This is a genomic window from Reticulibacter mediterranei (genome assembly GCF_016587455.1).
In genome coordinates this window covers 3,634,206-3,658,716 of record NZ_BNJK01000001.1, presented here as the reverse complement: position 1 = coordinate 3,658,716, position 24,511 = coordinate 3,634,206, and the positions used below count along the sequence as shown (strand labels likewise).

17 protein-coding genes are annotated in these 24,511 nt (G+C 52.4%); 5 read left to right on the top strand and 12 right to left on the bottom strand.

All coding sequences use genetic code 11. The annotated features are described in order from the left end of the window. Positions 1–84: 84 nt before the first annotated feature. The 6 genes from rpoB to K3T83_RS15580 form a co-directional block, all read right to left on the bottom strand. Positions 85–3,582 carry a DNA-directed RNA polymerase subunit beta gene (gene rpoB / locus K3T83_RS15605; protein ID WP_220203894.1) on the bottom strand — a complete coding sequence of 1,166 codons (3,498 nt, stop codon included), beginning with the start codon at positions 3,580–3,582 and terminating at the stop codon, positions 85–87. A 735-nt stretch (positions 3,583–4,317) separates the two neighbouring features. Continuing rightward, a complete protein-coding gene (locus K3T83_RS15600) occupies positions 4,318–5,151 on the bottom strand; it encodes a hypothetical protein (protein ID WP_220203893.1) in 834 nt (277 codons plus the stop codon). A 224-nt stretch (positions 5,152–5,375) separates the two neighbouring features. Next, on the bottom strand, positions 5,376–6,332 hold the full coding sequence (gene cysK / locus K3T83_RS15595; protein WP_220203892.1) for a cysteine synthase A: 957 nt from the start codon (positions 6,330–6,332) through the stop codon (positions 5,376–5,378). A 20-nt stretch (positions 6,333–6,352) separates the two neighbouring features. Next, entirely contained in the window at positions 6,353–6,748 is a 396-nt protein-coding gene (locus K3T83_RS15590) for a response regulator transcription factor (protein ID WP_220203891.1), read from the bottom strand. A gap of 100 nt (positions 6,749–6,848) precedes the next feature. Then, the gene (locus K3T83_RS15585) at positions 6,849–7,286 is read right to left on the bottom strand and encodes an RrF2 family transcriptional regulator (protein WP_220203890.1); all 438 of its coding nucleotides are present in this window, start codon (positions 7,284–7,286) and stop codon (positions 6,849–6,851) included. 228 nt (positions 7,287–7,514) lie between these two features. Next, the gene (locus K3T83_RS15580; protein ID WP_220203889.1) at positions 7,515–9,716 is read right to left on the bottom strand and encodes a methyl-accepting chemotaxis protein; all 2,202 of its coding nucleotides are present in this window, start codon (positions 9,714–9,716) and stop codon (positions 7,515–7,517) included. Between the two features lie 303 nt (positions 9,717–10,019). Between K3T83_RS15580 and K3T83_RS15575 the strand changes: the two genes are divergently transcribed. Together K3T83_RS15575 and K3T83_RS15570 are read left to right on the top strand one after the other, a co-directional pair. Then, positions 10,020–11,582: an acetyl-CoA carboxylase biotin carboxylase subunit gene (locus K3T83_RS15575; RefSeq protein ID WP_220203888.1), complete on the top strand. Its 1,563-nt coding sequence runs from the start codon at positions 10,020–10,022 to the stop codon at positions 11,580–11,582. A gap of 65 nt (positions 11,583–11,647) precedes the next feature. After that, positions 11,648–12,163: an alpha/beta hydrolase fold domain-containing protein gene (locus K3T83_RS15570; RefSeq protein WP_220203887.1), complete on the top strand. Its 516-nt coding sequence runs from the start codon at positions 11,648–11,650 to the stop codon at positions 12,161–12,163. A 73-nt stretch (positions 12,164–12,236) separates the two neighbouring features. On the opposite strand, the gene K3T83_RS15565 is transcribed toward K3T83_RS15570, so the two are convergent. The 5 genes from K3T83_RS15565 to K3T83_RS15545 form a co-directional block, all read right to left on the bottom strand. Further along, positions 12,237–16,418, bottom strand: a complete 4,182-nt coding sequence (locus K3T83_RS15565) for a tetratricopeptide repeat protein (RefSeq protein ID WP_220203886.1) — start codon at positions 16,416–16,418, stop codon at positions 12,237–12,239. 220 nt (positions 16,419–16,638) lie between these two features. Continuing rightward, the gene (locus K3T83_RS15560; RefSeq protein ID WP_220203885.1) at positions 16,639–17,133 is read right to left on the bottom strand and encodes a YajQ family cyclic di-GMP-binding protein; all 495 of its coding nucleotides are present in this window, start codon (positions 17,131–17,133) and stop codon (positions 16,639–16,641) included. A gap of 260 nt (positions 17,134–17,393) precedes the next feature. After that, complete coding sequence (locus K3T83_RS15555) at positions 17,394–18,737, bottom strand: helicase-associated domain-containing protein (RefSeq protein ID WP_220203884.1); 1,344 nt, start codon at positions 18,735–18,737, stop codon at positions 17,394–17,396. A 47-nt stretch (positions 18,738–18,784) separates the two neighbouring features. Continuing rightward, positions 18,785–19,669, bottom strand: coding sequence for a 4-hydroxy-3-methylbut-2-enyl diphosphate reductase (locus tag K3T83_RS15550; RefSeq protein WP_220203883.1), 885 nt, complete (start codon positions 19,667–19,669; stop codon positions 18,785–18,787). Between the two features lie 240 nt (positions 19,670–19,909). Beyond that, entirely contained in the window at positions 19,910–20,332 is a 423-nt protein-coding gene (locus K3T83_RS15545) for a hypothetical protein (protein WP_220203882.1), read from the bottom strand. Positions 20,333–20,699: 367 nt separating this feature from the next. On the opposite strand from K3T83_RS15545, the gene K3T83_RS15540 reads away from it, so the two are divergent. The 3 genes from K3T83_RS15540 to K3T83_RS15530 all read left to right on the top strand — a co-directional run bounded on the left by K3T83_RS15540 (position 20,700) and on the right by K3T83_RS15530 (position 23,669). Continuing rightward, entirely contained in the window at positions 20,700–22,007 is a 1,308-nt protein-coding gene (locus K3T83_RS15540; RefSeq protein ID WP_220203881.1) for a helix-turn-helix transcriptional regulator, read from the top strand. Positions 22,008–22,219: 212 nt separating this feature from the next. Beyond that, a complete protein-coding gene (locus tag K3T83_RS15535) occupies positions 22,220–22,879 on the top strand; it encodes an SOS response-associated peptidase (RefSeq protein ID WP_220203880.1) in 660 nt (219 codons plus the stop codon). Positions 22,880–23,048: 169 nt separating this feature from the next. Next, positions 23,049–23,669, top strand: coding sequence for a biotin transporter BioY (locus tag K3T83_RS15530; RefSeq protein WP_220203879.1), 621 nt, complete (start codon positions 23,049–23,051; stop codon positions 23,667–23,669). Positions 23,670–23,751: 82 nt separating this feature from the next. Here the strand turns inward: K3T83_RS15530 and K3T83_RS15525 are convergent, their stop codons facing one another. Further along, entirely contained in the window at positions 23,752–24,363 is a 612-nt protein-coding gene (locus K3T83_RS15525; protein WP_220203878.1) for a TetR/AcrR family transcriptional regulator, read from the bottom strand. Positions 24,364–24,511: the final 148 nt, after the last annotated feature.

Sequence of the window (24,511 nt, the reverse complement as noted above, 5' to 3'; positions counted from 1 at the left end):
ACTGAGCCGGAGGCTAGACGCACCGCGTCGTTGTCAGTCTGAATAAAAAGGTAATGGTGTATCTTGAGGTGATTATTCCCTACGTTATTGATCTCCCTCGAAACCGGATAGATTAATTCCCAGTTCCGGCATCACATCACTTGAAGTGTCTTCAACGAATTGAATTTTCTGTTCATCTTCGTTGAGGACTTCAACGTTAATGCCCAGGCTTTGCAATTCTTTGACCAGCACTTTAAACGACTCTGGCACGCCAGGTTCCATAATGTTTTCGCCCTTGACGATGGCCTCGTAGGTCTTGACGCGACCCACCACGTCGTCGGATTTGACGGTGAGGATCTCTTGAAGGATATGGGCAGCTCCGTAAGCTTCCAACGCCCAAACCTCCATCTCACCGAAGCGCTGCCCACCAAACTGCGCCTTTCCACCCAACGGCTGCTGAGTAATCAGGCTGTATGGGCCGGTTGAACGGGCATGTACTTTATCTTCGACCAGGTGGGCCAGCTTCAACATATAGGTGTAGCCAACCGTGACCGGATGGTCGAAGGGTTCGCCAGTGCGTCCGTCAAACAACTGCACTTTACCCGAATCTGGCAGATTGGCGCGACGCAGCATCTCTTCGATGTCTTCCTCGCTGGCCCCATCAAAAACGGGGGTTGCGATTTTGAAACCAAGCATGTTGGCAGCCCAGCCCAGGTGGGTCTCCATGATCTGACCGATATTCATGCGGTGCGGCACACCTAGCGGATTGAGAATGATGTCAACCGGGGTGCCATCGGGCAGGAAGGGCATATCCTCAATCGGCAGAACGCGAGAAATGACGCCTTTATTGCCGTGCCGTCCCGCCATCTTGTCGCCAGCGCCGATCTTGCGCTTCTGTGCAATGCTGACCCGGACCAGTTGGTTCACGCCGGGAGGGAGCTCGTCGCCAGCCTCACGCGAGAAGATCTTGACCTCGACAACTTTACCGCGCTCGCCGTGTGGTACACGCAGCGAGGTATCTTTGACCTCACGAGCTTTTTCACCGAAGATGGCACGCAGCAGCTTCTCTTCTGCCGTCAGTTCGGTCTCGCCTTTCGGGGTGATCTTGCCGACCAGGATATCCTGAGCGCCGACCTCTGCCCCGACATAGATGATGCCGCGCTCGTCGAGGTTGCGCAATCCCTCTTCACCCACGTTAGGGATGTCGCGTGTGATCTCTTCTGGCCCCAGCTTCGTATCGCGTGCCTCCACCTCGTACTTTTCGATATGGATCGAGGTGAAGTAGTCGTCACGCACGATGCCCTCGCTGATCAGGATGGCGTCCTCAAAGTTGCCGCCCTCCCAGCTCATGAAGGCCACCAGGATGTTCTGACCCAGCGCCAGTTCACCCAACTCGGTTGAGGAGCTATCAGCAATCACCTGTCCCGCGTTCACCCGGTCGCCCTTGTTAACGATGGGGCGCTGGTTGATGCAAGTGCCAGCGTTGGTACGAATGAACTTGCGCAGACGATAGGTATGCAGTTCGCCGTCCTCGTCCATCACCTCGATCTTGCGCGCCGTCGAGGACATCACCTCTCCATCTGTCAGGCTCAGGATCACCTGGCCGGAGTCGACGGCAACTTGTCGCTCGATGCCGGTGCCGCAGATTGGAGACTGTGGACGCAGCAGCGGGACCGCCTGCCTCTGCATGTTCGCGCCCATGAGTGCGCGGTTCACGTCGTCGTGCTCCAGGAACGGGATCAGCGCGGTAGCGACGCTGACGGTCTGCCGAGGCGAGACATCCATAAAATCGATGCTATCGGAGCGCTCTTCAGCAAACTCACCCTGGTAGCGAGCCAGCACGCGCTCTTCAGCAAACTCGTTGTTCTCGGTCAGTTTGACGTTGGCCTGTGCGATCCAGTAGTTCTCTTCGTCATCGGCGGTGTGATAATCCACCTCGTCAGAAACGAAGGGCTTGATGCGCACGGGAGCATCGCCCAGCAGTTCGGACAACTGCTTGAAGAGAATGTCATCAACGCGGACATAGCCACGAGCTTTGACAAGAACGGTGCCATCGGGTAGCTTCACATCTTCGCGCTCGTGACCAATCACGCCTCGGAACTCGCGCCCCACCAATCGTGGATCGTTAGCAGCCAGACGTTTATAAACCTTGCGATAAGGGGTCTCGATGAACCCATAAGGGTTGATCTGCCCATAGGTTGCTAAGTTACCGATCAGACCGATGTTTGGACCTTCTGGGGTCTCAATCGGGCAGATGCGGCCGTAGTGCGATTGGTGAACGTCACGGACATCGAATCCAGCGCGATCACGGGAGAGACCGCCAGGACCAAGTGCCGAGAGACGACGCTTATGTCCGATCTCCGCGAGTGCATTGGTCTGGTCCATGAACTGGGAAAGCTGGCTCCCACCAAAGAACTCTTTCATTGCGGCGACGACCGGACGAATATTAATTAACGCGTTAGGGGTTGCCTGTCCGGGTTCCTGAATGCTCATGCGCTCTTTGACGACGCGTTCCATACGCAGCAGTCCCACGCGGAACTGGGTCTGGATCAGTTCGCCAACGCAGCGTACACGGCGGTTGCCCAGGTGGTCGATATCATCTTTGCGCCCTCGGCCCAGGTTTAGAGATACCAGACGACGAATAATATTGACCAGATCATCCTGAGTGAGGATGCGTTGATGCTGTGGTACGGTCAGGTCAAGCTTGCGATTGAGCTTGTAGCGTCCGACGCTGCCCAGATCGTAGCGGCGTGGATTGAAGAAGAGGTTGCGCACCAGTGAGCGCGCATTCTCCAACGTGGCCGGATCGCCCGGGCGCAGCTTTTTGTACAGCTCAAGCAATGCCTCGTCTTCCTTCTTGACCGGATCGCGGTCCAGCGTCGCCTGAATATAGCGAACGTTAGCATCGTTATCCACGTCAGCGAAGGCATCGAGAATGCCCTGGTCCGTTGAGAGGTCAAGCTCTTCGGCGTGCCAGTGTTCTTTTGCCAGCGACGCAATCGCGCGCAGCAAGGTCGTCACCGGCAACTTGCGCTTGCGGTCGATCTTGACGGTGAGCAAATTTTTGTTGCTGGTCTCAAACTCTAGCCACGCACCACGTCCCGGAATAAGTTTTGCCGCGTATAGTTTTTTGCCAGTGGTTGCATCTTCATCGACGGTATAGTAGACGCCGGGAGAGCGGACGAGCTGGCTGACCACGACGCGCTCGGCTCCATTGATAATGAAGGTGCCTTCGCGTGTCATGAGGGGGAAATCACCCATGAAGATATCCTTCTCGATGATTTCGCCGGTTTCTTTATTAATCAGGCGAGCTTTGACTGTGAGAGGAGCGGAATAGGTGGCGTCGCGGTCACGGCACTCGTCCTCTGAGTATTTTGGCTTGCCGAAGGGTTCAGGTGGTACAATAAATTCTAGACTGAGATTTTTGCCAGTAAAGTCTTCGATAGGAGAGATTTCTTCAAAGAGTTCGCGCAGACCTTCTTTCTTAAACCATTCAAAAGAATCAAGCTGAATCTGAATCAGGCCAGGCATAGGTCGTATGTCCGGGATACGTGCAAAAGAGACACGTTCCGGGAGGGCAACGGCCTTTGTGCTTACTGCCATATGTGGTATTCTCCTCTCACCTATTCGCCCATAGAGGAAATCGAGAGGCACGGAGAAGCGCACCCCTCTGTGTAAGTAACGGAAAACGGAAAATGAGATAATTGCCTATGATGCCTGTGTTGTGAAACGGTCTATGACAAGAAAAGTAACCGCTCATAGCTACACATAAGCGGTTACTCCTACTCCTCTACTTGAACAAGTCGTTCGCAAAACTGTCCACACACATAGCCCCCCTCATAAGGAAATGTATACACGTCAAACAGATAGACCGTGAACAGCAAAAACGGCACATTCCTTCTCCAACTGCTGATCAGGATAGACCCATTGTTGCATCATAACGCATTACGGCATCGTGTTCGTAAATCGAAGATGAAGCCCGGTGCGGCTGATAACCAATAACAGATATCCTCATGTATCGGGGAAGTAATGTGTGTCTTTACGTTGCTTATTTTCTTCTCTTGGCTCGTATCTGTGTTGAGATTTCCCAGGTTGTATATCATCCACCAATGCTTTTAGTATACATCCACTGGCAAGAGGCAAGTATACTACTTTTGCCAGTAGATGTCAATACTCTCCTACGGTTGTCGGTTGCACTGTATGGTTAAAGAAAGGTGTTCTATCACGTTCATTCGTGGGACTTTCGCTTTAGACAAAGACAATTCCATCATTAATAACGGAAATCTGTGCCAGATTATTCCCATTTTTTAATGAATTTGACGGAATTTTGAAAAGTCATCACGCCGTCGCTAACAGACCATCTTCAACTTCTGGTAATACTGCACTGATTTCTTCACCCAGTTCTGGATTCCATTCTTTCTCTGTATCGATCCAGCGCTTGTGCAGTAGTGCGAGCAACTGGTGCCAATCTTCTTTTGCCAGCAGGTTGAGATCGACCATCGATTCAGGGCGGCCAGGATGGATGATGCTCAACTCGAAATTATCGACGCTGACGTTGGTGCGGCTGCTTAGCTCGTATCTATGTGCTTCCCCCAGATTGCGCGCTGATTTGAAGGCACCGATGCAACCGATGCCGATGAAGATAGCGGCAACAATGCTTGCAGCCAGACCAGCCAGGCAGAGGATACCAACAATCGTTGTCAGGACAATCGATAAGACCGGCGAGGAGAGGTGTAGCGTCCAGCCGATCAAGATGGCGGGAAACAGCCCAATCACGACGACGACGGCACACCAGAAGGCGCTATTCATCATCCAGAAGATGCTGGCAAGGTTCAAGGGAGAGAGATCACGCGCCGTAAGCAGGCTGCCTTCGAGTGTAATCATGTCGTGCTTATAACCGGAATGCAGGGCGAACAGGAAACGGAAAATGAGAGCGATACCACCAAGTGTGAGAAATGTTGTGAATGCGGATAAAGCGACCAGAGCGTCTTGCCATTTTAAGTAGAAGGTAAATGTATGGTCGTAGCTTTGCCATACAGTGACGCAGAGAAACACGGCAAGGGCGGCACCGCATAGGAGGCCACTTGCCATTAGCCAGCTGAGAAGAGAGATACGCCTGTATGCGTGTTGCCCCAGGCGAAAACAGTGTATCTCTGTAACGGACTGCATCATATTTTGCCTCAAAGATACCAACGCGCATGAACAATAACTGGATTATTTTGTTCCAGGTCCAATATGAAGAGAGGAAATGCCTTCGTCTCTTCATCCTCATACTTAGAACGATTCAGGGGCAAGGATAGGTTACAGCAAAATGCCTCCCGATTAGAAATTCGTTTACTCATCCTCTCGTATTGATGGGTTCAGATGGAGCCGCCCGGTTTGCAAGCAAGGGGACGCTATGAGCGCTGGTTGGTGCGCAGGTCATCGAAGAGAATGGTTTGCAGATAGCGTTCGGCGGCGCTGGGAAAGACCGTCACAATCACTTTGCCGCGATTTTGCTCTTTGCGCGCCTCTTGCAGTGTGGCCCAGGCAACCGCGCCGCTGCTGATACCGATGGAGAGACCCTCCTCCTTCATCAGACAGATTGCGGTCTCAACGGCGTCATGATCGGTGGCAGGGATGACTCGATCGATGAGATCGACGCGCAGGGTATCGGGAATGAAGCCAGGCCCCAGCCCCTCGATGCGATGAGGGCCTGGTCGCTTGCCCGAAAGGATGGCGCACGAAGCCGGTTCAACGGCGACAACTTCGATGGACGGTTTGCGCTCGCGTAAGCCCTCAGCAATTCCGGTGAGCGTGCCGCCGGTGCCAACGCCAATCACGACGATATCAACCTGGCCTTCGGTTTGCTCCCAGATCTCGACGGCTGTAGTTTCGCGATGGGCACGTGGGTTGGCCTGATTGTAGAATTGTTGGGGATACCAGACGTTGGGGAGGGTGGTGCGCAGTTCGACCACCTTGTTGATTGCTCCGCGCATGCCCTGATTGCCGGGAGTGAGGATAATCTGAGCGCCAAAACGTTGGATGAGTAAGCGACGTTCCAAACTGATCGTATCGGGCATAGTAAGAATGCAGCGATAACCACGCGCCGCCGCCATACAAGCCAGTGAGATACCCATGTTGCCGCTTGTTGGCTCTGTAATGATCGAGCCGGGCCGCAGCAGCCCTTGCGTTTCTGCATCGTGGATCATCTGCCAGGCGACACGATCTTTCGAGCTTCCCCCTGGACTGAACATCTCTAGTTTGGCGAGCACCGTCGCTGCCGTTCCCCCGGACGCAGTTACAAAACGCTGTAGTTCGACGATGGGAGTGCGACCGATGAGGTTGATCACGCTTTTTTCCCAATCGGTCATGAATTCTCTGTCATCCTTCGTCATCCATCCTTTTCTTCAGGCAGCAAGGCGTGAATGATATCAATTAATTCTTTCATACTAAAAGGTTTGCGGAGTAGAAATCCCGTTTGCAGCCCCATGCGATGCAGTTCCCAATCGTAGCTGCCTGTAATCACAATGATGGGTGTATTTTTCGTATTGCTGTGCCCGCGCAGTATCTTGTAGAGGGATACACCGTCAAGATTAGGTAATCCAACATCAAGTAGAATGAGATGTGCGCATATATCAGGTAACTGATCTTTAGCCGCCTGCCCATCTGTAAAGACGTGGAGTCGCCAGCTACCAAACCGGCCTAACATGTCGTGAAACATATCGGCCAGGCGCGGGTCATCCTCAACAATTGCTATTAGCTTGCGTTTGTCCGATGCGTCTGCCACGTGCTACCATCCCCTTTGCATACTCACACATTCATCTTCCTCAGCCTTCAGACATGCTACCCCCATATTAATCAGCTTCAACAGAATGGATGCAATACATTTAGATGTAATACATTGTTTCCGTGCTGCCGGTACGGTGACGTTGGGCCAGTTCCTCTATGGTGGTGGTGCCTAGTATCTGTTGTGTCATAGCGTCTATTTTCTGCCAGACTTCACGCAAAGCACAACCTGGAGAAAGTTTGCAGAAGTCTGGATTGGGTAAGCACTCCATTGGAGGCACATATCCTTCTAGCGCCTGCATAACCGCCGCCATAGTGATCTGACCCGGTGGCTTCGCCAGCATGTGTCCGCCTTTTGGCCCTCGCACACTTTTCACCAGACCCTCTTTGCGTAGTACCATGAGGATTTGATCGAGATATTGCTCTGGAATATATTGTCGGCTTGCAATATCCGCGCTTTCAATCGGCCCTTGCCCGTAATATGCGGCCATGTCGAGCATCGCTCTCAGGCCATAATCCCCTTTCATTGTCAACTTCATGTATGGGAGCCTTTCTAAGGGCAAAGCGACTGATTTTTCGCTACCGTTTTTCTAACTGTTAGGATATATCAGTAACGAATGCATGTCAATGGGTTTCTCGTCTCCTCTATTATATTCGAATAACAAACATCCTTTTTGTTTTCTGGGACTAATTGATAGAGTGATGGGTTGTGTGAGAGAGGGGCAATGGCCGGCCATTGCCCCTCTCTCACACAACCCATCACTCTATCAATTATTGCTTGTTTGCTTGCTGTTCTCGATAGTCTTCCCCTTGTGGCTGGGGTTGATCACTCCATTCCCAGGAAGTGTCGGGATGGTATTGATTGGGCGTTTTGGGATAAAAAGCAAAGGGGTCTTCGCTCTGGGGGGCAATATAGTATTGGCCGTTGCTGGTGCTAGCGGCGGCGCTGCCGTTTTGACTGTGCGTGCGGTGGCGCTAACGGTGCGAAATACGCCGCTCACGGTCAGAGGATTCTCTGGCTCGTCGTCCAGCGAGAGCTTGCCGCTGGTGGTTGAGACGGCGTAGATCTGGTTGTCCCGCAGCTTAAAGGCTTCAACTGAGGTGCGCAATTGCTCGACCAGCCGTGCAAGCCGCTCCATGTGATGCGAGACCTGACGTGTGCTGTGGCTCTCCTCCTGAGTTGCTGTGGAGACTCCTTGCATGATGCGCATGGCGGTACTTGAAGATTGCAACTGCTGCATCGCCATCTGGTTGATGCTTTCGATTTCATGGGCCTGATGTTCGACAGCGGCAAAGATCGATTCCAGCGCGACGCCAGCATCTTGCGTCAATTTGCTTCCCGCGCGGGTTTCTCGTTCGGTGTCCTGCATAGAGAGAGCCACCGCTCCTATATCTTCGCGGACGATGCGCACGATCCGCCCGATCATGCTAGCCTGATCTTTCGCACGTTCGGCCAGACGGCGGATATCGGCGGCAACTGCGCCAAAGCCCTTGCCGTTCTCTCCCGCCATTGCCGCCTGGATTGCAGCATCCAGCGCCAGCCGGTTTGTTTGATGAGCAATGCTGGAAATAACCTCGACGATCTCGTTGATCTCACGTGAGCGCTCGCCCAGCGTTTGCACCTTACCAGCTGTTGCCAGCACGTTGTCGTTAATGCGGGTCATTCCTTCAACCGCTTGCTGCACTGATTCACGTCCTAACTGGGCGTCGTGACGAGCCACGCGCGCTACTTCGTACAGCCCTTGCGCTCGTTCGGCCACCTGTCGGCTTAGCACAGTCATGCGTTCAACGTTGCCGACCGATTCCTCGATCTGGTCGATTTGCACATCGCCCGTTTCTACAAGCTGCGTCATGTGATCGAGCATACTTGTTGTAAATTGTTCGACCTCGTTCGCAACCGTTTTGACGCGCACCACGAGGCTGCCTAGCTCTTCGACCATGTAGTTGAAAGAATCGGCCAGCACGCCAAGCGCGTCTGCTGTGACTTCTGCCTCAACGCGTAGATCACCTTCGCCAACGCCGCTGACCTCGCTCACCAACTTCTCTACCTGGGACTGCAACCAGTCACGCTGCGATTGTGTTTCCTGGATCAGTCGCACAATGTTGTCGAGCATGCTGTTCATAGAGGTGGCGACCATCGAGATCTCGTCCTGGCTGTTGATCGTGGCGCGTGCGTTCGTCTCTCCCTTTGCGATTCGCCGCGTTAGCATTGCCAGTTGACGCAATGGGCGCGTGATGGTCAGGTTCACGACGTAACCAATGATGGTCACGAACAGGATCGTTCCTAGAAAGGAGATGATGGTTGCCATGAGGATCGGATTATTCTGTGTGGGTCCAGTTTGTGCAATGGTCGTGCTGACATTGGTGTCAATCGTTGTTATCTGGTCCCAGGTTGTCTTTAAATCTGTATACTTCTGACCCAGATCATTATATGCTGTCGATGTGGGTAGCTTTCCTTTCTTCAGGTTGCTTAGCATCTCTTCCTGCGCCGCTTTATAGGCTGGCAGCTGTTTTGTGAGGACGCGGTCAAGGAGCAACTGCTGCTGATCCGGCAAGGGAGAGTCGGGATCGTTTCTCAGGAGTTGCGAGCGCACTCCGACCATCTGTGAAGCGGTGTTAAGTTGATAGTTCTGCTTGTAATTGAGCGCCGCCCCTTCAAATTGTTGTTCCAAATTGTGTACGTTGTCCGCGATTTGTGGGGCTGTGGCGGCTAGCGATGAGGTCTTCATATGAGACCAGCCGATAGAGGAGAGGCTCCGCTGCCACTTGAGATCTTGCAAATAGGTACGAACAGTCCCCGATGCCTCCAATGCCCGGAGGCTTGTTTGTAACGCCTGCCCACGTGCATTCTGCGTGTTGATGAATGAAACTCCCAGCAATGTAATTACAAAACCAGGAATGACTGCCGCCAACAAGAATGCATAAAAGAGGCGACGAAAAATAGGAATATTGGCAATTACTTTTAACATCTGCGCATCTTCCTTCCTGGAGTAGCTCGCTTGTTAACCCTCGCAACATATATTTTTACGCAACAAAGCACTTCCTACTTCGTGCAGGGCCAATCTCTGTTGAAATATACTCCAGTTTCATACAATTTGAAACATTCTTCGACACAATGGCCTTATTTTCCTAGTTCTTGTATAATGCATTGAATACATGAGATTGCGTAAGATTGCATGAAATATAGGGCAGGGTGGATGCTTGTCGGAGGCTGTTTCTCAGGTGCTATACTGTGAGCAAAACGGTTATGCGAAGTCGAAGGAGCCTTCTTCATGGATATTGTATCAGTAGCAGACTGGCCTTTTCAGAAGGTACTGATTGCCAACCGGGGCGAGATTGCCCTGCGGATTATTCGCGCCTGTCGCGAACTCGGTTTGCGCAGCGTGGCGGTGTATAGCGATGCAGACCGTAACGCGCTGCATGTGCGACAGGCGGACGAAGCCTGGTACATTGGACCAGCACAGGCCACACAAAGCTATCTCAACATTACAACATTGATCGATGTGGCCCGACGTGCAGGAGCGCAGGCTGTTCATCCCGGTTACGGTTTTCTGGCTGAGAACGCAGATTTTGTCCGGGCCTGCCAGCAGGCGGGGCTGATTTTTGTTGGCCCTCCTGCTGAAGCACAACTGGCGATGGGCGAGAAGACCGCCGCTCGTCGCACTGCCCAGGCTGCCGGTGTGCCGATTGTGCCGGGGGCAATGAGCGATGTGGAAGATGACGCGCAAGCTGTGGAGATGGCTGAACGGCTGGGGCTACCAATCATGCTCAAGGCAGCAGCCGGTGGCGGTGGCAAAGGCATTCGCTTTGTGCGCGAGAGCAAAGAGCTGCTGCCAGCACTGCGGACAGCACGCAGCGAGGCTCGCAGCGCCTTTGGTGATGGACGCGTCTATCTTGAGAAGGCCATTACGCCCGCTCGCCATATTGAAGTGCAGTTTATCGCCGATACGCATGGCAATGTTGTGCATCTTGGTGAGCGCGAGTGCAGCATCCAGCGTCGCCATCAAAAGCTGATTGAAGAATCTCCTTCGCCCATTATGGATGCGGCATTGCGCGAACGCATGACAACTGCAACGCTCAATCTGGTGCGTTCAATTCGCTACGTCAATGCTGGAACTGCTGAGTTTCTGGTCGGGCCTGACCGCAACTTCTACTTTCTGGAGGTTAACGCTCGCATCCAGGTTGAGCATCCGGTCACAGAATGGTGTACGGGTGTTGATCTGGTGCAGGAGCAGTTGCGTGTGGCGGCTGGCCTGCCGCTCTCGTTTACGCAGGAACAGATCGAACTGCGCGGCGCGGCCATCGAGTGTCGTATCTCGGCGGAAGATCCTGAGAACAATTTTCTCCCCGCCACCGGGACCATTGTTGCCTTGCAGGAACCATCCGGGCCGGATGTGCGTATGGATAGCAGCCTCTATCCTGGTTTACAGGTGCCATTGTTTTATGATCCCCTGCTCTCGAAATTGATCGTCTGGGGCAAAGATCGCGCTCAGGCCATCGCACGCATGCGGCGGGCGCTCGCTGAATATCAGATCGTTGGTGTCCACAACACTCTGCCCTTTGCGCGCTGGCTGATGGAGCATCCCCGCTTTCTCTCCGGCGATTTCTCCACCGATTTCATCGCTGAGGAATGGGGAGCACGTCAACGCCACTCTGAGGAGGAGCCGCAGCACGAGGAACTGGATCTGGCGCAGGTTGCCGCGCTGGTGGGAAGCCTGCTGATGCACGAACAGATGCAAGAAGAGAAGAGCCATCGCCGCATTATTACCAATGGCAATGAAGAAAAGAGCCGCTGGCGTGATGCTGGCCGTGCTGATATATTGCGGCGGCTATAATATTAGCGACAAAAAATGCGTGAAAAGTGTTGTGCAGAAACAAACTGGGCCGCTGGTATCAAAAGATGAGAGATGTACAACAAAGCTTCTTTTATTATGAGCAGGCATTACAGACGCGCAAAGGGATCGGCGACCTGTGGGGAGAGGCGCAAACAGCCAGCGATCAGGACGGTCCTGCGCTGGCCTTTCAACTGCTGATCTATCCTGACCTGGACTTTCGCAGGACCAACTTTTCTATTCGAGAGTATGCTGGTAAGTACGGCAATATTACCAGAGAGAGCCAGAACTGGTTTATGGACCATTATCTAAACAGTGCTGAGGAAAAGCTGAATCCGCTTGTTTCTCCCTTGCTGGCCCCGAATCTCAAGGAATTGCCTCCGGCCCTCATCATTACCGCCGAGTATGATGCGCTACGGGATGAAGGGGAGCAATATGGACAACGATTGGAAGAAGCGGGCGTCCCGGTGACAGTGAGCCGCTACCAGGGGATGATTCATGAATTTGTGCGACATTCCTTTGATCAGAGCAAGCAAGCACGAGCCGAAGCTGCCGCCGCTCTTCAAAAAGCGTTTGCCCTCTGACTCTAAATTACTGTCCTGATGGACAACAAAAAGGAGCAAGGCCAAACCTCGCTCCTTTTTATATGCTCATTGTTTATCGTGAGCGCAACTCCTGTAGTGTTGCCAGGCGATCACGGGCGACGGAACTGCCCGGATTGACTTTCGCGAGGTTGCGATAGACGCGGCTTGCCTGCTCATATTCGCCTACAGATTGATAGGTCTGACCCAGCATATCGTAGGCATCCAGGTTGTTGCGATCAAGTGCAATCAACTGTTGAAGCGCTGCTACTGCCTCTTTGACCTGATGGGTCTCGAAGTAATGGCGGGCAATCGTGACCTGATAGCGGATGGCCTCCGGGATGCGTCCGATGCGCCAGCAGAAACCGACCACCTCACGTAGCAGGTCCATCCCGGTGGGATTCAACTCGGCGGCACGGCAGAGATTCGAAAGCGCCTCCTCGTTGTTGCCCATGTTGTCGTAGAGGTTGCCGATCTGTTGCAGTGCTTCGGATGCCTCCTCCAACTGGTTCTTCCGCAGGTAGATATCGGCCAGCAGTCGCAGTTCCGCGATACCCTCATCCAGCAAGCCTCGGCCAATGTAGATATCGGCCAGCTCTGCATGCGCACGCGGCTCTTGTGGAAGCATGCGCACCATTTCGTTCAACACGCTTAACGCGCTGTCTCCCTGATGCTTTTCGCGATAGTGCTTCACCAGATCCAGGTATTCCTGCACTGTGCTGTTTGGATCGTGCTGGCGAGCCGAGATTTCCGCCAGAACAGAACTTACCTCGCTCTGGTCTGGTTTCACCTGCTTGATCTGACGCATGATCGCGTCCATCTGATCCTGTCGGCCTGTGCGCCCATAGGCTTTTGCCAGCAACAGCGAGATCTCCATTTCGGGAGCCTGATGGATCTCTCCCTCTTCGCGAGGACGTGCTGCCCAGGTAGCCGGGTCAAGCGATGTTGGCGAACGTTTCACCGACTGCAATGCCTGCTCAAGATGCTGGATGGCCGCTTCCGGTTTTCCCTGTATTAGCAGACATTGGGTGGCGCTCATACGTGCCAGAACATCGACCGCGCTATCTCGCATGGCTAATGTATACGAATCAATAGCTCGATCAAACATGCCGGCCTGTTGATAGATCTGTCCCAGCGCATAATGCACATCGGCGTTGTTGGGATAGATCTCGACCGCCTGTGTATATTCACGAATGACTGCGTCAGCTTGTCGCTGTCCCTCACCGCGCAACTGCCAGCGAATACGAGTCAGCACCTCTAACGATGTGGAGCGCGGGGCACCGATGCTGGTGATCATTGCAATGTGCCAGCGGATAAGCGCTGTAATATTGCCCGGTTGGACCTGGAGAACGCGCTGATATTCGGTCACAGCCTGCTGTGTGCGTCCCAGCTTTTGCAGGGCCAGCGCGTAGTTGAGCCGCGTTGGTACGCTGGTCGGACTCTCCTGGAGAGCCTGCTCAAGCTCTGTTAAGGCGCGATCCATGTAGCCCAGGCGCAGATAGGACTCGGCGGCCTGCGTGCGTTCGCGCAACAGATCCTCTTTGTTGCCCTGCGAGGAGAGCAGATTGATCAGGCGCATGCGATAGGTCAGGTTATTCGGTTCCAGTTGCAGGATGCGCCGATAGGTGGCGATGGCGTCTTCCGTGCGACCATTAACGATGTAGGTATCGACCAGGATTGCGTATTTCGTGATGGCCTGCTCGATTTTTCCTTGCCGGATATAGATTTCGCACAAGACCTGATGGACATCCAGGTATTGAGGAGCCATATCGATCACGCGTAAACACTCGTCGGTTGCCGAATTGAGCAGGCCATGATTGATATATTGCTGAATATCCTGCATAGACCGTACAACCTGCGCCCGGATGTTGTCGGGCAGCACGGCGGTGCTCTCTAAAATCGCATCTGCGACCTGTGGGATATCCTGATCTTTGCGGCCAGCTATCTGATTGAGCAACTGCTCGGTCGAAGGTCTCTGATCGCGAACAGGTGCCGCTTGAGTGCCAGCGATGATGGAACCAAGATCCAGCGGCGAAACTGATGCGGTAGCTGGCGGTATCGGCTCAAAGACAGGTGGCAACGCACCAGAAGTGACCGGCGGTGGCAGCGGCGCAGAGACTGGCTGTTGTGCGGGTGGCAACGGAGCCGAAACCGGCTGCTGTGCAGGCGGCAATGGCGCAGAGACCGGCGGCGCGACAGGTGCCTGAGCGACAGGTTGTACCGGAAGCTGAGCGGCTGGCTGAGCAGGAGCCTGTGCTGCTGGTGCGGGCATCGGCGGCATCTGCTCTGGTGGTCGAATCTGTGTCGCGTTGGCAGCATCCTCTGTAAGCCAGGACGAAGAAGCGGCCGGAGCCTGTGGAGCTGGCTGAGGAGGCGCAACCTGTGGCGCTTGTGGCGCGGGAGCAGGTGGAGCAGCTTGCTGTGCCGCGAGGTTCGTCATCTGCGCTAGATCGATGACTGTCGTTCTCGCCTCCTCTACAGGCTGCTGTGGCGGTGCAGGATTGCCCGGCTGAACCTGCTGCTGCATGGTGGTTGGCATCTCTGGAAGAGATGGCGGGTTGTTCTGCGGCTGAGGAGATGGCAGAGGGGCCGATGCTGGCTTCTTATTGTTGACCAGTTGTGTCTTTTCGGAATCGTTCAAGATACCCGTCAACCAGTCCGGCAATTCACCTCCCGGCTGACCGGGAGTAGTGGCAGGCGCGGCCGGCGGGATTGATTGTGGCCCGCTCATGTTTGCCATCTGGTTGGCGTTAAAGGCCATTGTCGCGGCATCGGGGATGGAGTTGCCCTGCATGGGGTTATCCATCGACTGCATGCCGTCCTGTGACATCGCAAACGGATTTCCGGGTGGTGGTGTTGCCTGTCGTCCCGGCATAGATGGTGCGTTCTGGGCCTGTTGCACCATGAACTCAACCTGGGCCACTTTCTCGCTCCAGCCCCGGCTGCGCAGGAAACCAAGCAGCGCGCTATAGACGGTAAATGCCTGCTCTGTTTCGCCAAGGAGACGATGGGCCTCCGCTGCCTCCTGACAAAGTTGGACGAGCTGGTCTGACTCTTCTACGGTCAACGCGTCGAGGTTCACGCGGTCAACAGCTTCATCAAAGTGGACGGTGGCGGTCCGTAAGTCGCCGCGCGCACGATAGCACTGTCCCAATGCATAATAGCAGGAGAGTGCATAATCGGGGTCATTGAGCAACATCTGGAACTGCCGAATGGCATCGTCCCAGCGTTGCTGTTCTTGATAGAGCCAACCTAAAAAATAGCGGGCGTCCGGTCGGTCAAAGCCACTCTCCAGGATTTGTTCACAGAGGTCGATAGCATCATTGAAACGACCCTGGTTCTGATACGTCTGTGCTTGCCTCAGAACTCCTGTGACCTGGCTGGCAGTAATCCGTTTGCGTGGTGCCTGAGTCATACCTCCTCCTGTGCCTGGCATAGACATAGAAGACCCAGGACTGCTCACCCCGCCGAAGTTGCCCGCGCTACCCATGTTACCCATGATGCTAGTGTTACCTCCGCTCATATTACCTGTTGTAACGGTGTCGGCTAATGAATTTCCTGTACTATTAGAACTAAGTGGACCAGAAGTGGTGCTATCAGCGGGTGCTGTTCCCTGTGGCTGTTGTGAACCACTCTCTGGATTGGCTGTAGGATTCGCACCTCCTGATAGCTTGCCTGCGATTTGCGCTAATAACTGTTGGGCCTGGATATTGTTCTCATCTGCTCGCAGCACTTCTTCACACTGGATGCGGGCCAGTCCTGGCTCTTTTTGCGATAGATATCCTTGAGCCGCCGCCAGGCGTTGTTGAATCATTGATGCGATATCTTTTTTCTCGAAGTAGTAGCTGGCAAGCCTTTCGTGTGGCTCAGGATTACCCGGAGATAACTGTACTGCCTTCTGCCAGGCGGCCTCGGCTCTTGCTCCCTGTCCCGCGTGTGCATACAAATCTGCTAGATAGACATAGCCTTTATAGGCCTCTTCTCGCCTGTTCAGTATGCCATACAGCTCTGCCATCTTGCTTAATGCGATGACATTACCTGGATCGCGTCTGAGTACCGTCTCATACTCTTTCAAGGCTTGCTGCCACTGCTTCATTTGCATATAGCAGAAGCCCAACCCGCTACGTGCAGTTGCGTCTTCTGGAAACTCGGAGAGTGCTTTCTGGTATTCTTTTAACGCTTCCCCCCACTGGCTATCCCAGCGGTGATGATCAGCAGCGTTAATTGCAGCGCTAAAAACATCTTGGTTCCCAGGCATGAACGTCACTTTCTTACATGAATGCACCATCGCACTATACACAGCAACTTCCTGCTTACTTGTCTTGTGTATAGTTAAACTGCGCTAGCAGGCTTGGTTCAATCATAATCAGGGTACTACAAATATCCCATGTGAACACGGTTTTGGTACTAAAGTACCTCAACTGTAGCGGAAGCAGATCTCTCCTCGCTCTCCTGCGTTCGTCCTGTCGCCTGCTAGCCTATCCTCGATAATTGATAAATTGCAAGGCCACTGGGAAGTCTTTCTGCTTCACGGCTGTGATCACTGCCTGCAACTCATCTCGACTTTTAGCCGTGACACGTACCGCTTCCCCTTGAATCTGAGGCCGTACTTTTGGATATTTATCACGGATAAATTTACTGATCTCTTTAGCCAGTTCTTGCGAAATCCCTTGCTGCAACTGAAGTACCTGTCTGATGCGGCCCCCGGCAGCATTTTCTTCCTCTCCTGGTTTGAAGATCTTCAATGATAGACCGCGACGCACCGCTTTCGATTCTAGAATATCCCGAACCCCCTTCAAGGAAAGCGTACTTTCGGTGACGATGGTAACATTATCTTTGTTCTGCGTGATCTCGGTCTTTGTATCTTTCAAGTCGAAGCGTGTTTGCACTTCTCGTCGGGTCTGGTCAATCGCATTAACCAATTCTTGTTCGTCAAATTGCGATACTATATCAAATGAACTGTCACCTGCCATAAAAATCCCCTCTCTATTCTCTTGATTAGTACGAATCGGCTATGGGAGGAATGTCGCCTCTCCACCCTACTCTTTATTGTACACAGCTTGACATATGCTCATTCTTGCTGGCATTGTAACGCATTTCTCCAATCCTTTCCACTTTATCCCCCAAGTGGCACATCTCGGTAGTTCCTGGTTCATCTCGATAAACGATTGGACACCATGTTTTAGCACGGTGTACCATCTGTGCCTTTCAATCCCCTCAATAAACTGAGCATTTAGCGCGAGATGCCGTATATACTCCCATGCGAGTTCAGGCGCTGGATCAGGTTGTTGCTCACCCGCGCGGCGACACCCTCTTTTTCCAGCAGGCGTTTCAATGAGAGCAGATTGATGCTGCTGTCTACCGCAATGATGCAGGGAGCGATCTTGCGTAGTTCTTCATCTGAGAATTGCTTGTTCAGTTTGGATGCGTGACAGATAGAATCTGCAACCTCTTCACTATCTACCTCTAAGAGATAGACCTGAGAGATCAACACCTCTTTATAATCCTTCACCCAATCTTTGAGCGTATAGACGACGTTTTGCGGTAGCTCCTTCTGACTATTCTCTTCTAGCGTTGCCAGAATATCGTTGATCTTTATTCCCCGATCAATGGCTCGCTGTACGGATGCTCGCGTCAATGTCAGACGGCTCGCTACGTCGATCTGTTGCACCTGCGCAAATGGTAATATCTTATAGAGCGTGGGGAAATCGGGTTCCAGCAGCAGTAGTTCAAAGTTGGGTTGTACAATCAGGGTGCGATGGTTGTTTTCTGAGGGTACATAGCTCGTGGTAGGTTTTTGGATGAGAGAGAAAATGTTGGCACCAAATGCGGTAATTTGAAAGGCGTCGGGATTGTGAGATCGTTTCGTGTCCTTTTCGTTGAAGTAGCCAATGGAGATGAGGCCCAGTTCATGAAGTGTGCTGGAGAGCATGCCTGTGTAGATTTCGCCCTCGCAGGTGAGCCAGTTCTTATGAAGCGCTTCATTTTTCTTCTGGTTGTATGTCTGGACAGATTTCGGACGTATGGCGAAGGGGTATTGTTGCCAGAGTTCGTCTAGCAGTGAACTGATGCTGTACCAGCGTTCAGGAGTATACGCTCTGAGACATTCTAAGAGCTTGTCCCGTCCCATAACGTGATTCCAGCCATAAAAATCCCAGGGATCAAAATTGACGCCTGCCAGATCCGGCCAGGCTCGCAGCGTACACCACAGCCCGATCAGATAACAGGTTTGTTGCACCACATCCATTCCTTGCCACCATGCTAGCTTCTCTCCCAGATCATAGGTATCTTTTCCAGTAGGAACGAGTGGGGGCACACGCTGAACGATCTGTTGCGCCTGTAAAATATCGATCAGGATTTCTATATAGACATCCTGCTCCTCGTAATCCATGCGCCCTTTTCCTTTCAACAAAGGGCGTAGTTTGTTGAAGATGCGTTTGGGAACCCTTCTTGCGCGTGTTGGCTCAATATTTTGCTGGCAGATGGCATTGATGATGGTCGCGAGATCAAACTGCGTAATAGTTGTAGCTGGATGTATGATCTGGGGAGCCACTTCTTCTGGTTCAGCAACAGACATAGCGTTTTCCTCACTCAAGATGTAAACCTCTTCCCTTTGCTTTGTTGCTACGCTGGGGGTTGATACTCCTCTAGAAAGCGAATCACGGCACGTGTCAACTGGCTGGGCGTCGAGGCTCCAGCTGTTACTGCCACACGCTTCTTCCCCTGGAGCCATTCTTCTTTCAGTTGAGAGAGATCTTCGATGCGTACCGCCGGGACTCCTGCCAGTTCTTCGGAGACCTGGACGAGCCGATTAGTGTTGTTGCTGCGTGGATCACCTACAACGATGGTCAGGTCCGCTCCCTTCGCCTGTTCCGCAACGGCCTCCTGGCGTGTCTGAGTGGCGCGGCAGATATCGACGAAAACCTCTGTGTGGGGATAACACGCTTTGATGTACTGGATGACGCGCTGGGTGTCCCACCAGGAGAGGGTGGTCTGCGTGGAAACTGCGAGCTTCTGCTCCTGCTCGGCTGTCAATGTCAGGGCGTCCACATCGGCCTCGGTTTCGATCAGGCTGGCGTGTCCTGGCACCTCGCCTATCACGCCCTCAGGCTCTGGATGTCCCTTTTTGCCGATGTATAGAATATAGTATCCTTTTGCGACCAGGTCACGCACTAGATCATGCGTTACCGTCACATCAGGGCAGGTGGCATCGATACAGTGCAGGCCGCGCTCTTTCGCACTCAGCTTGACTATTGGCGAGACACCGTGCGCGGTAAAAATAACGGTGCCTTCTTTGACCTGTTCCAGAATGGTCAGGCGGTTTGGGCCATCCAGTGTGATAATGCCCATGCCGCTCAGTTCTTCAATTGCGTGTCGGTTGTGGATAATCTGGCCGATAATATAAATAGGGCGAGGTAGCGTGGAATCTTTCGCCGCCTGCCGCACGATCTTTAACGCATCAACAACTCCATAGCAATAGCCACGCGGAGATATCTTTATAACTTCCATCGCTCCCTCTTCTAGCTGATATTTCTATTGTACTGTGAGGTTGTACCATTGAATCTGAGAGAAAACTTCGTAGTGGAGCGATTTATCGCGTTGGAGCCGCGTGGGAAGTATCTCGAACCAAACGCGATAAATCGCTCCACTACGAAGTTTTCTCTCATGTTGATTTGTAAAAATTCGTGATACACTTATGTCGTTCGTCATCGATCTGGTTTGTTCGCCGCTTAGAGTGTACCATATCTATCAAGATGCTTTTGCCTGCTGTTTGGCCAGAATGGTACGCAGGTCATCAGGGGTATAAAGACACACTGTGGGGAGCAGCCCGGCCATCTCCTCGACGGAAGAGGTTGCTGCTAGATCCATGATAAGAAGTGGAGAGCGCCGTCCTTCGCACCCTTTAGCTATTGTTGCGGCACTGAGTTGTACCGCTTCAGTTGCCTCTCTCGACAACCCCGGTTGAATGATCACTAATTGGACAGAAGGAAGGAGATAGGATACTCGCGATGTTGTATCTTCCTGATAGATATATTTCATATTTGCATGTCGCAAGAGGTTTATAAAAGGAGATAGTTGCTCTTCTGGCCCGATCAGTAGCGCCGAACGTCCCCGCAATCCTCCCAGACAAGCTTCTGCGATAGAGACCACCTCACGCGCAACGTCATACATGGATTACTCTCCTCTGTCGTGCCGATCTAACCTACGAAAACCTGAACATTTTTGGTATAGTACCATATGTTAATACTAGCGCAACTCTTTTGCAATGTCATCGGGTAAGCGCTGTATTTTTTTGTACAGATGGCCCCTAGTGCTTCATCCATTCTCATTTTTGTTCCCTGGCCGTCGTAGTCCTCTGTCAAGCTTCATTTGGCACATGACGCGGTGAGAACTTCCCGTGTCATGTGCCAAATGAAGCTCGACTACGACAGGGGAAGATTACCATGAGAAGTGTATCGGGCTAGAACTTTATAAAGTTCTATGGTATACTTGTTCTGCTACTGATAGACCCCTGATTTCATATGGAGGTCATTTTTTGATGCGTGCAGATCGACTCCTCTCGATCTTGATGCTACTGCAAACAAAGGGTCGCATGACCGCGCACGATCTGGCAAGTCAGCTTGAAGTCTCTGAACGGACCATTTACCGTGATCTGGAAGCGCTTAGCAGTGCTGGCGTTCCCGTGTATACCGAACGTGGACCGGGTGGCGGCTGCTCGCTTGTCGATGGCTATCAAACGCGGCTGACTGGTCTGACGGATGCTGAGGTACGCGCGCTTTTCCTGTTCAACCTCGCCGGTCCCCTGGCAGATCTTGGTCTGGGCAAAGCTCTGGACGATGCACTTTTGAAGTTGGAAGCTGCGTTGCCCGCTGCTTCTCGTGTGAAGGTTGAGCAGATCCGACAGCGTTTTCACCTCGATACTACCTGGTGGTATCACTCCGCCGATGGCTCATCCTCGTTGCAGACCATTCAGGAGGCGCTCTGGCAGGATCGCAAGCTCTGCCTGATGTACCGTGAAAGCGACGCTTCCTGGAGCGAGTATGCGCTTGATCCATACGGCCTGGTCTCGAAAGCGGATATCTGGTATCTGGTCGGTATCTGTAACAACACGTATCATGTGTTACGTGTCTCGCGCATTATCCGCGCAACCTTGCTCGACGACCAGTTCTCGCGTGTGGCTGATTTCAACCTCGCTCAATACTGGAGCGAGTATTGTGCGCAACTCGAAACGAACCATCCTCCCTATGCTGTTCCGCTGCGATTGGCACCGGATGATGCAGCCAGCTTGCCACAACTCTTGAGCGAGTGGGGCTATATGCTGGTTGAGAGCGATGATCTCGTAGAGCCAGAAGTACAACCACAGGTCGTTCCTTTTCAGCAGTATCATCAAAAAAACTCTGTTTTATCTCTTGACAACGGTGCTCGATGGCGTCATCCCCAACAAAAAAAACGGCGTCTTTCCACACAGACTGGTCGCTCACAACAAAAAAAAGATCCTGCTTTTGTACAGGCTCGTCCACAACAAAAAAAAGGACATACGTTACCTCATACTCAACAAAAAAAAGCAATCCCTCATGTTCGCAACAAAAAAAACGCTATATCAGTTTTAAAAAAGACCGGCGACTGGCTGGTGGTGGATGGTGGCAAACCAGTCGCGCAGAGCAGAAACGAAAGAAAAAAAGCGCCTTCTCAGCAGAAAAAAAGCGTTGGTTTTATGGCTCAAAGAAAAAAAACGGATTTAAAAAAAGTCGCGTCCTCTGTCAATAAAAAAAAGCAATTTTCCCGCTCTATAAAAAAAAGCAATCTGTATTTCTTCCCTGTTGCCAGCCTCCCGCAATCCGCATAACCGCATCTCCCGTGTTAAAAAAGAATACTAAAGAGATGGATTTTCTCAGAACGACACCCGAATATGGCAGGGGCGAGGACAAGCCATCGCCCCTGCCATATTCGTCCAACCCCGGAGGAGTTCGAGGATGAGTCAATTATGGTTTCGTGGCCGTCGTCGCGCGATTTATGATATAAGAGTAAGGTTTCAATTTTCAGACAGGAGGCAAATTTATGTGTGGTCGTTTTACGCTGACTCGCGATATCAATGCCGTTGCTCAGGCTTTTCATGTGCCTGTGCCTGCATCATTACAGTCGGGAGCGCGTTATAATATTGCGCCAACGCAAAATGTTGTGACCCTCATGGAGAATGGCAGCACGCATCTCGATCTGCTGCGCTGGGGACTGATTCCATCGTGGGCAAAAGATGAGAGCATCGGCTCAAAGATGATTAATGCACGGGCCGAGACGCTAGCGGAGAAACCCAGCTTCAAACGGCTGTTGCGCTCGCGGCGCTGCCTGATCGTGGCCGATGGGTTTTATGAGTGGAAAAAAGAGCATGGCGGCAAAACGCCCATGTATATCACGATGAAAGATAGCGAACTGTTCACGTTTGCTGGTCTGTGGGATACCTGGAAAAATGCCGATGGAGAGCAACTGCGCACCTGCACCATTATCACCACCGACCCAAACGAACTGGTCTCCACCATCCATAATCGCATGCCCGCGATTATCGCCCCCGATGCTCGCGATGCCTGGCTGGACCCGGAACTACACGATGAACATGCGCTGGTTCCGCTGCTCAAGTCGTACGATAACGATGCGATGCAGGCACGCCCGGTCTCTCGCCTGGTCAATAATCCACAATATGATAGCGCCGAGTTAATCGCCTGAGAAGGCGGTAACTCGGCCTCAGCAGCCTTTTCAGTGTATCTATTCGCTCGCCTTCTCTCCAAAGGGTCGCATTATCGGGTATAATTATTGCCAGGAATGATCTTTTTAAGATGTCTTTCGTGTAAAGAACATCTTCAACTATGACCAAGCAAGTAAGGAGAGACAATTCATGGCACTTTCCACTGGCTCGACGCTGGCGGATTATCTTGTTCCCGCACCTATTTCGCGCAACTCTGCACTGCTTCGTGATGCTATCCTGGTAATTGGTTCCAGTATATTTCTCGCTATATGTGCACAAATTTCTATTCGCCTTCCTATTACCCCCGTTCCTTTTACGCTGCAACCCCTGGCCGTCGTGTTGATCGGAGCGGCCCTGGGTAGCAAACGTGGCGCATTGGCGGTCCTGCTCTATCTGGCAGAGGGCGCGGCAGGCTTGCCGGTCTTCGAGGGTTTTGCTGGCGGCTTTATCCATCTTATTGGATATACCGGTGGATATCTCTGGGCGTTTCCCATCGCAGCCTTTGTGACAGGTTTGCTCTGTGAAAGGGGATTGGATCGCAGCTTCCAGACCTCTTTGCTGGCAATGTTGCCTGCGACGCTGATCATCTACGCCCTGGGTGTGCCCTGGCTGGCCGTCGTCCTCCACATGAGCCTCGACAAAGCGTTTATGGCCGGTGCTGTTCCATTTGTGATCGGTGACTTGATCAAATTGCTGGTCGCTACCGCTCTGCTGCCATCCGCCTGGTCGCTCGTCCGTCTGGTGCGCCCAGACGCCCTGAAGCGTTCATAAACCAAGCATTATTCCAGATCGTTCGCGCCAACCTGTTTAGGCGGGTTGGCGCGAGAAGCGCCTCCTGCAAATATGCTGGTGCCTAACCAAGATATGGTTCAAGGTAGCGCAGCAACAAGGTTTTCAGTTCACTTACCAGCAACTTTCGTTCCGCCTCTTCTGCCTGGAGAACCCGCCGAGGGACCGATTTGAAGAGTTCAACTGCCATTGTAGCGCTCAGTCTACGTTGCTCCGCAGGAAGATGGGGCGCGCGTACCTGAAAACCAAGCTCAAAGTGTGTTTGCAGATCTTTGGGTAGGAGATGTGTCAGACCTGCAACTTCCAAAGAAGGAGGTGCATCGAAAAGGGTATGGAACGCTTCATGAGCCAGATGAAATGCGATCAGGGCGTCAACGATTTGGTCTAGCCAGTGCGAGAAGGGCAGTGTTGCGGCTTCGATGGAAAAAACAGTGCTATACACACATTGGAGTTCCTCTGTATAACGAGTAACTAGCGCCCTGGCAATTTCTTCTTTGTTGGAGAAGAATTGATACAACGACCCTGGCGAAATCCCGGCCTGGGCAGCAATTTGATGGGTCGTAGCCTCACCATAACCCATACGCGCAAAGACCGTTTCAGCCGCATCCAGAATGGAAGCGATACGCTGTAAACCTCGCGCTCGTCGCACCGGTTGTGCTTCTTTCTGCTGATCCATAGCATCCTCCAAATCTTCTTTATATACAGATCTTAGTAATAAGGCATGTCTCTGATGAAGATTGCAAAACACGACTAAAAAGTCTTATATGTCTTGACTTAGGCGACTTTTTTGTCATATAATTAATTTTGTAAGCGACAAAAAAGTC

Coding starts and splice junctions, on each gene's coding strand:
- K3T83_RS15535 (WP_220203880.1), top strand. CDS start 22,220: ATGTGTGGTCGTTTTACGCTGACTCGCGATATCAATGCCGTTGCTCAG.
- K3T83_RS15580 (WP_220203889.1), bottom strand. CDS start 9,716: ATGTTAAAAGTAATTGCCAATATTCCTATTTTTCGTCGCCTCTTTTAT.
- K3T83_RS15555 (WP_220203884.1), bottom strand. CDS start 18,737: ATGTCTGTTGCTGAACCAGAAGAAGTGGCTCCCCAGATCATACATCCA.
- K3T83_RS15560 (WP_220203885.1), bottom strand. CDS start 17,133: ATGGCAGGTGACAGTTCATTTGATATAGTATCGCAATTTGACGAACAA.
- K3T83_RS15600 (WP_220203893.1), bottom strand. CDS start 5,151: ATGATGCAGTCCGTTACAGAGATACACTGTTTTCGCCTGGGGCAACAC.
- K3T83_RS15545 (WP_220203882.1), bottom strand. CDS start 20,332: ATGTATGACGTTGCGCGTGAGGTGGTCTCTATCGCAGAAGCTTGTCTG.
- K3T83_RS15585 (WP_220203890.1), bottom strand. CDS start 7,286: ATGAAGTTGACAATGAAAGGGGATTATGGCCTGAGAGCGATGCTCGAC.
- K3T83_RS15525 (WP_220203878.1), bottom strand. CDS start 24,363: ATGGATCAGCAGAAAGAAGCACAACCGGTGCGACGAGCGCGAGGTTTA.
- K3T83_RS15575 (WP_220203888.1), top strand. CDS start 10,020: ATGGATATTGTATCAGTAGCAGACTGGCCTTTTCAGAAGGTACTGATT.
- K3T83_RS15550 (WP_220203883.1), bottom strand. CDS start 19,669: ATGGAAGTTATAAAGATATCTCCGCGTGGCTATTGCTATGGAGTTGTT.
- K3T83_RS15540 (WP_220203881.1), top strand. CDS start 20,700: ATGCGTGCAGATCGACTCCTCTCGATCTTGATGCTACTGCAAACAAAG.
- K3T83_RS15570 (WP_220203887.1), top strand. CDS start 11,648: ATGAGAGATGTACAACAAAGCTTCTTTTATTATGAGCAGGCATTACAG.
- rpoB (WP_220203894.1), bottom strand. CDS start 3,582: ATGGCAGTAAGCACAAAGGCCGTTGCCCTCCCGGAACGTGTCTCTTTT.
- K3T83_RS15565 (WP_220203886.1), bottom strand. CDS start 16,418: ATGCCTGGGAACCAAGATGTTTTTAGCGCTGCAATTAACGCTGCTGAT.
- K3T83_RS15530 (WP_220203879.1), top strand. CDS start 23,049: ATGGCACTTTCCACTGGCTCGACGCTGGCGGATTATCTTGTTCCCGCA.
- cysK (WP_220203892.1), bottom strand. CDS start 6,332: ATGACCGATTGGGAAAAAAGCGTGATCAACCTCATCGGTCGCACTCCC.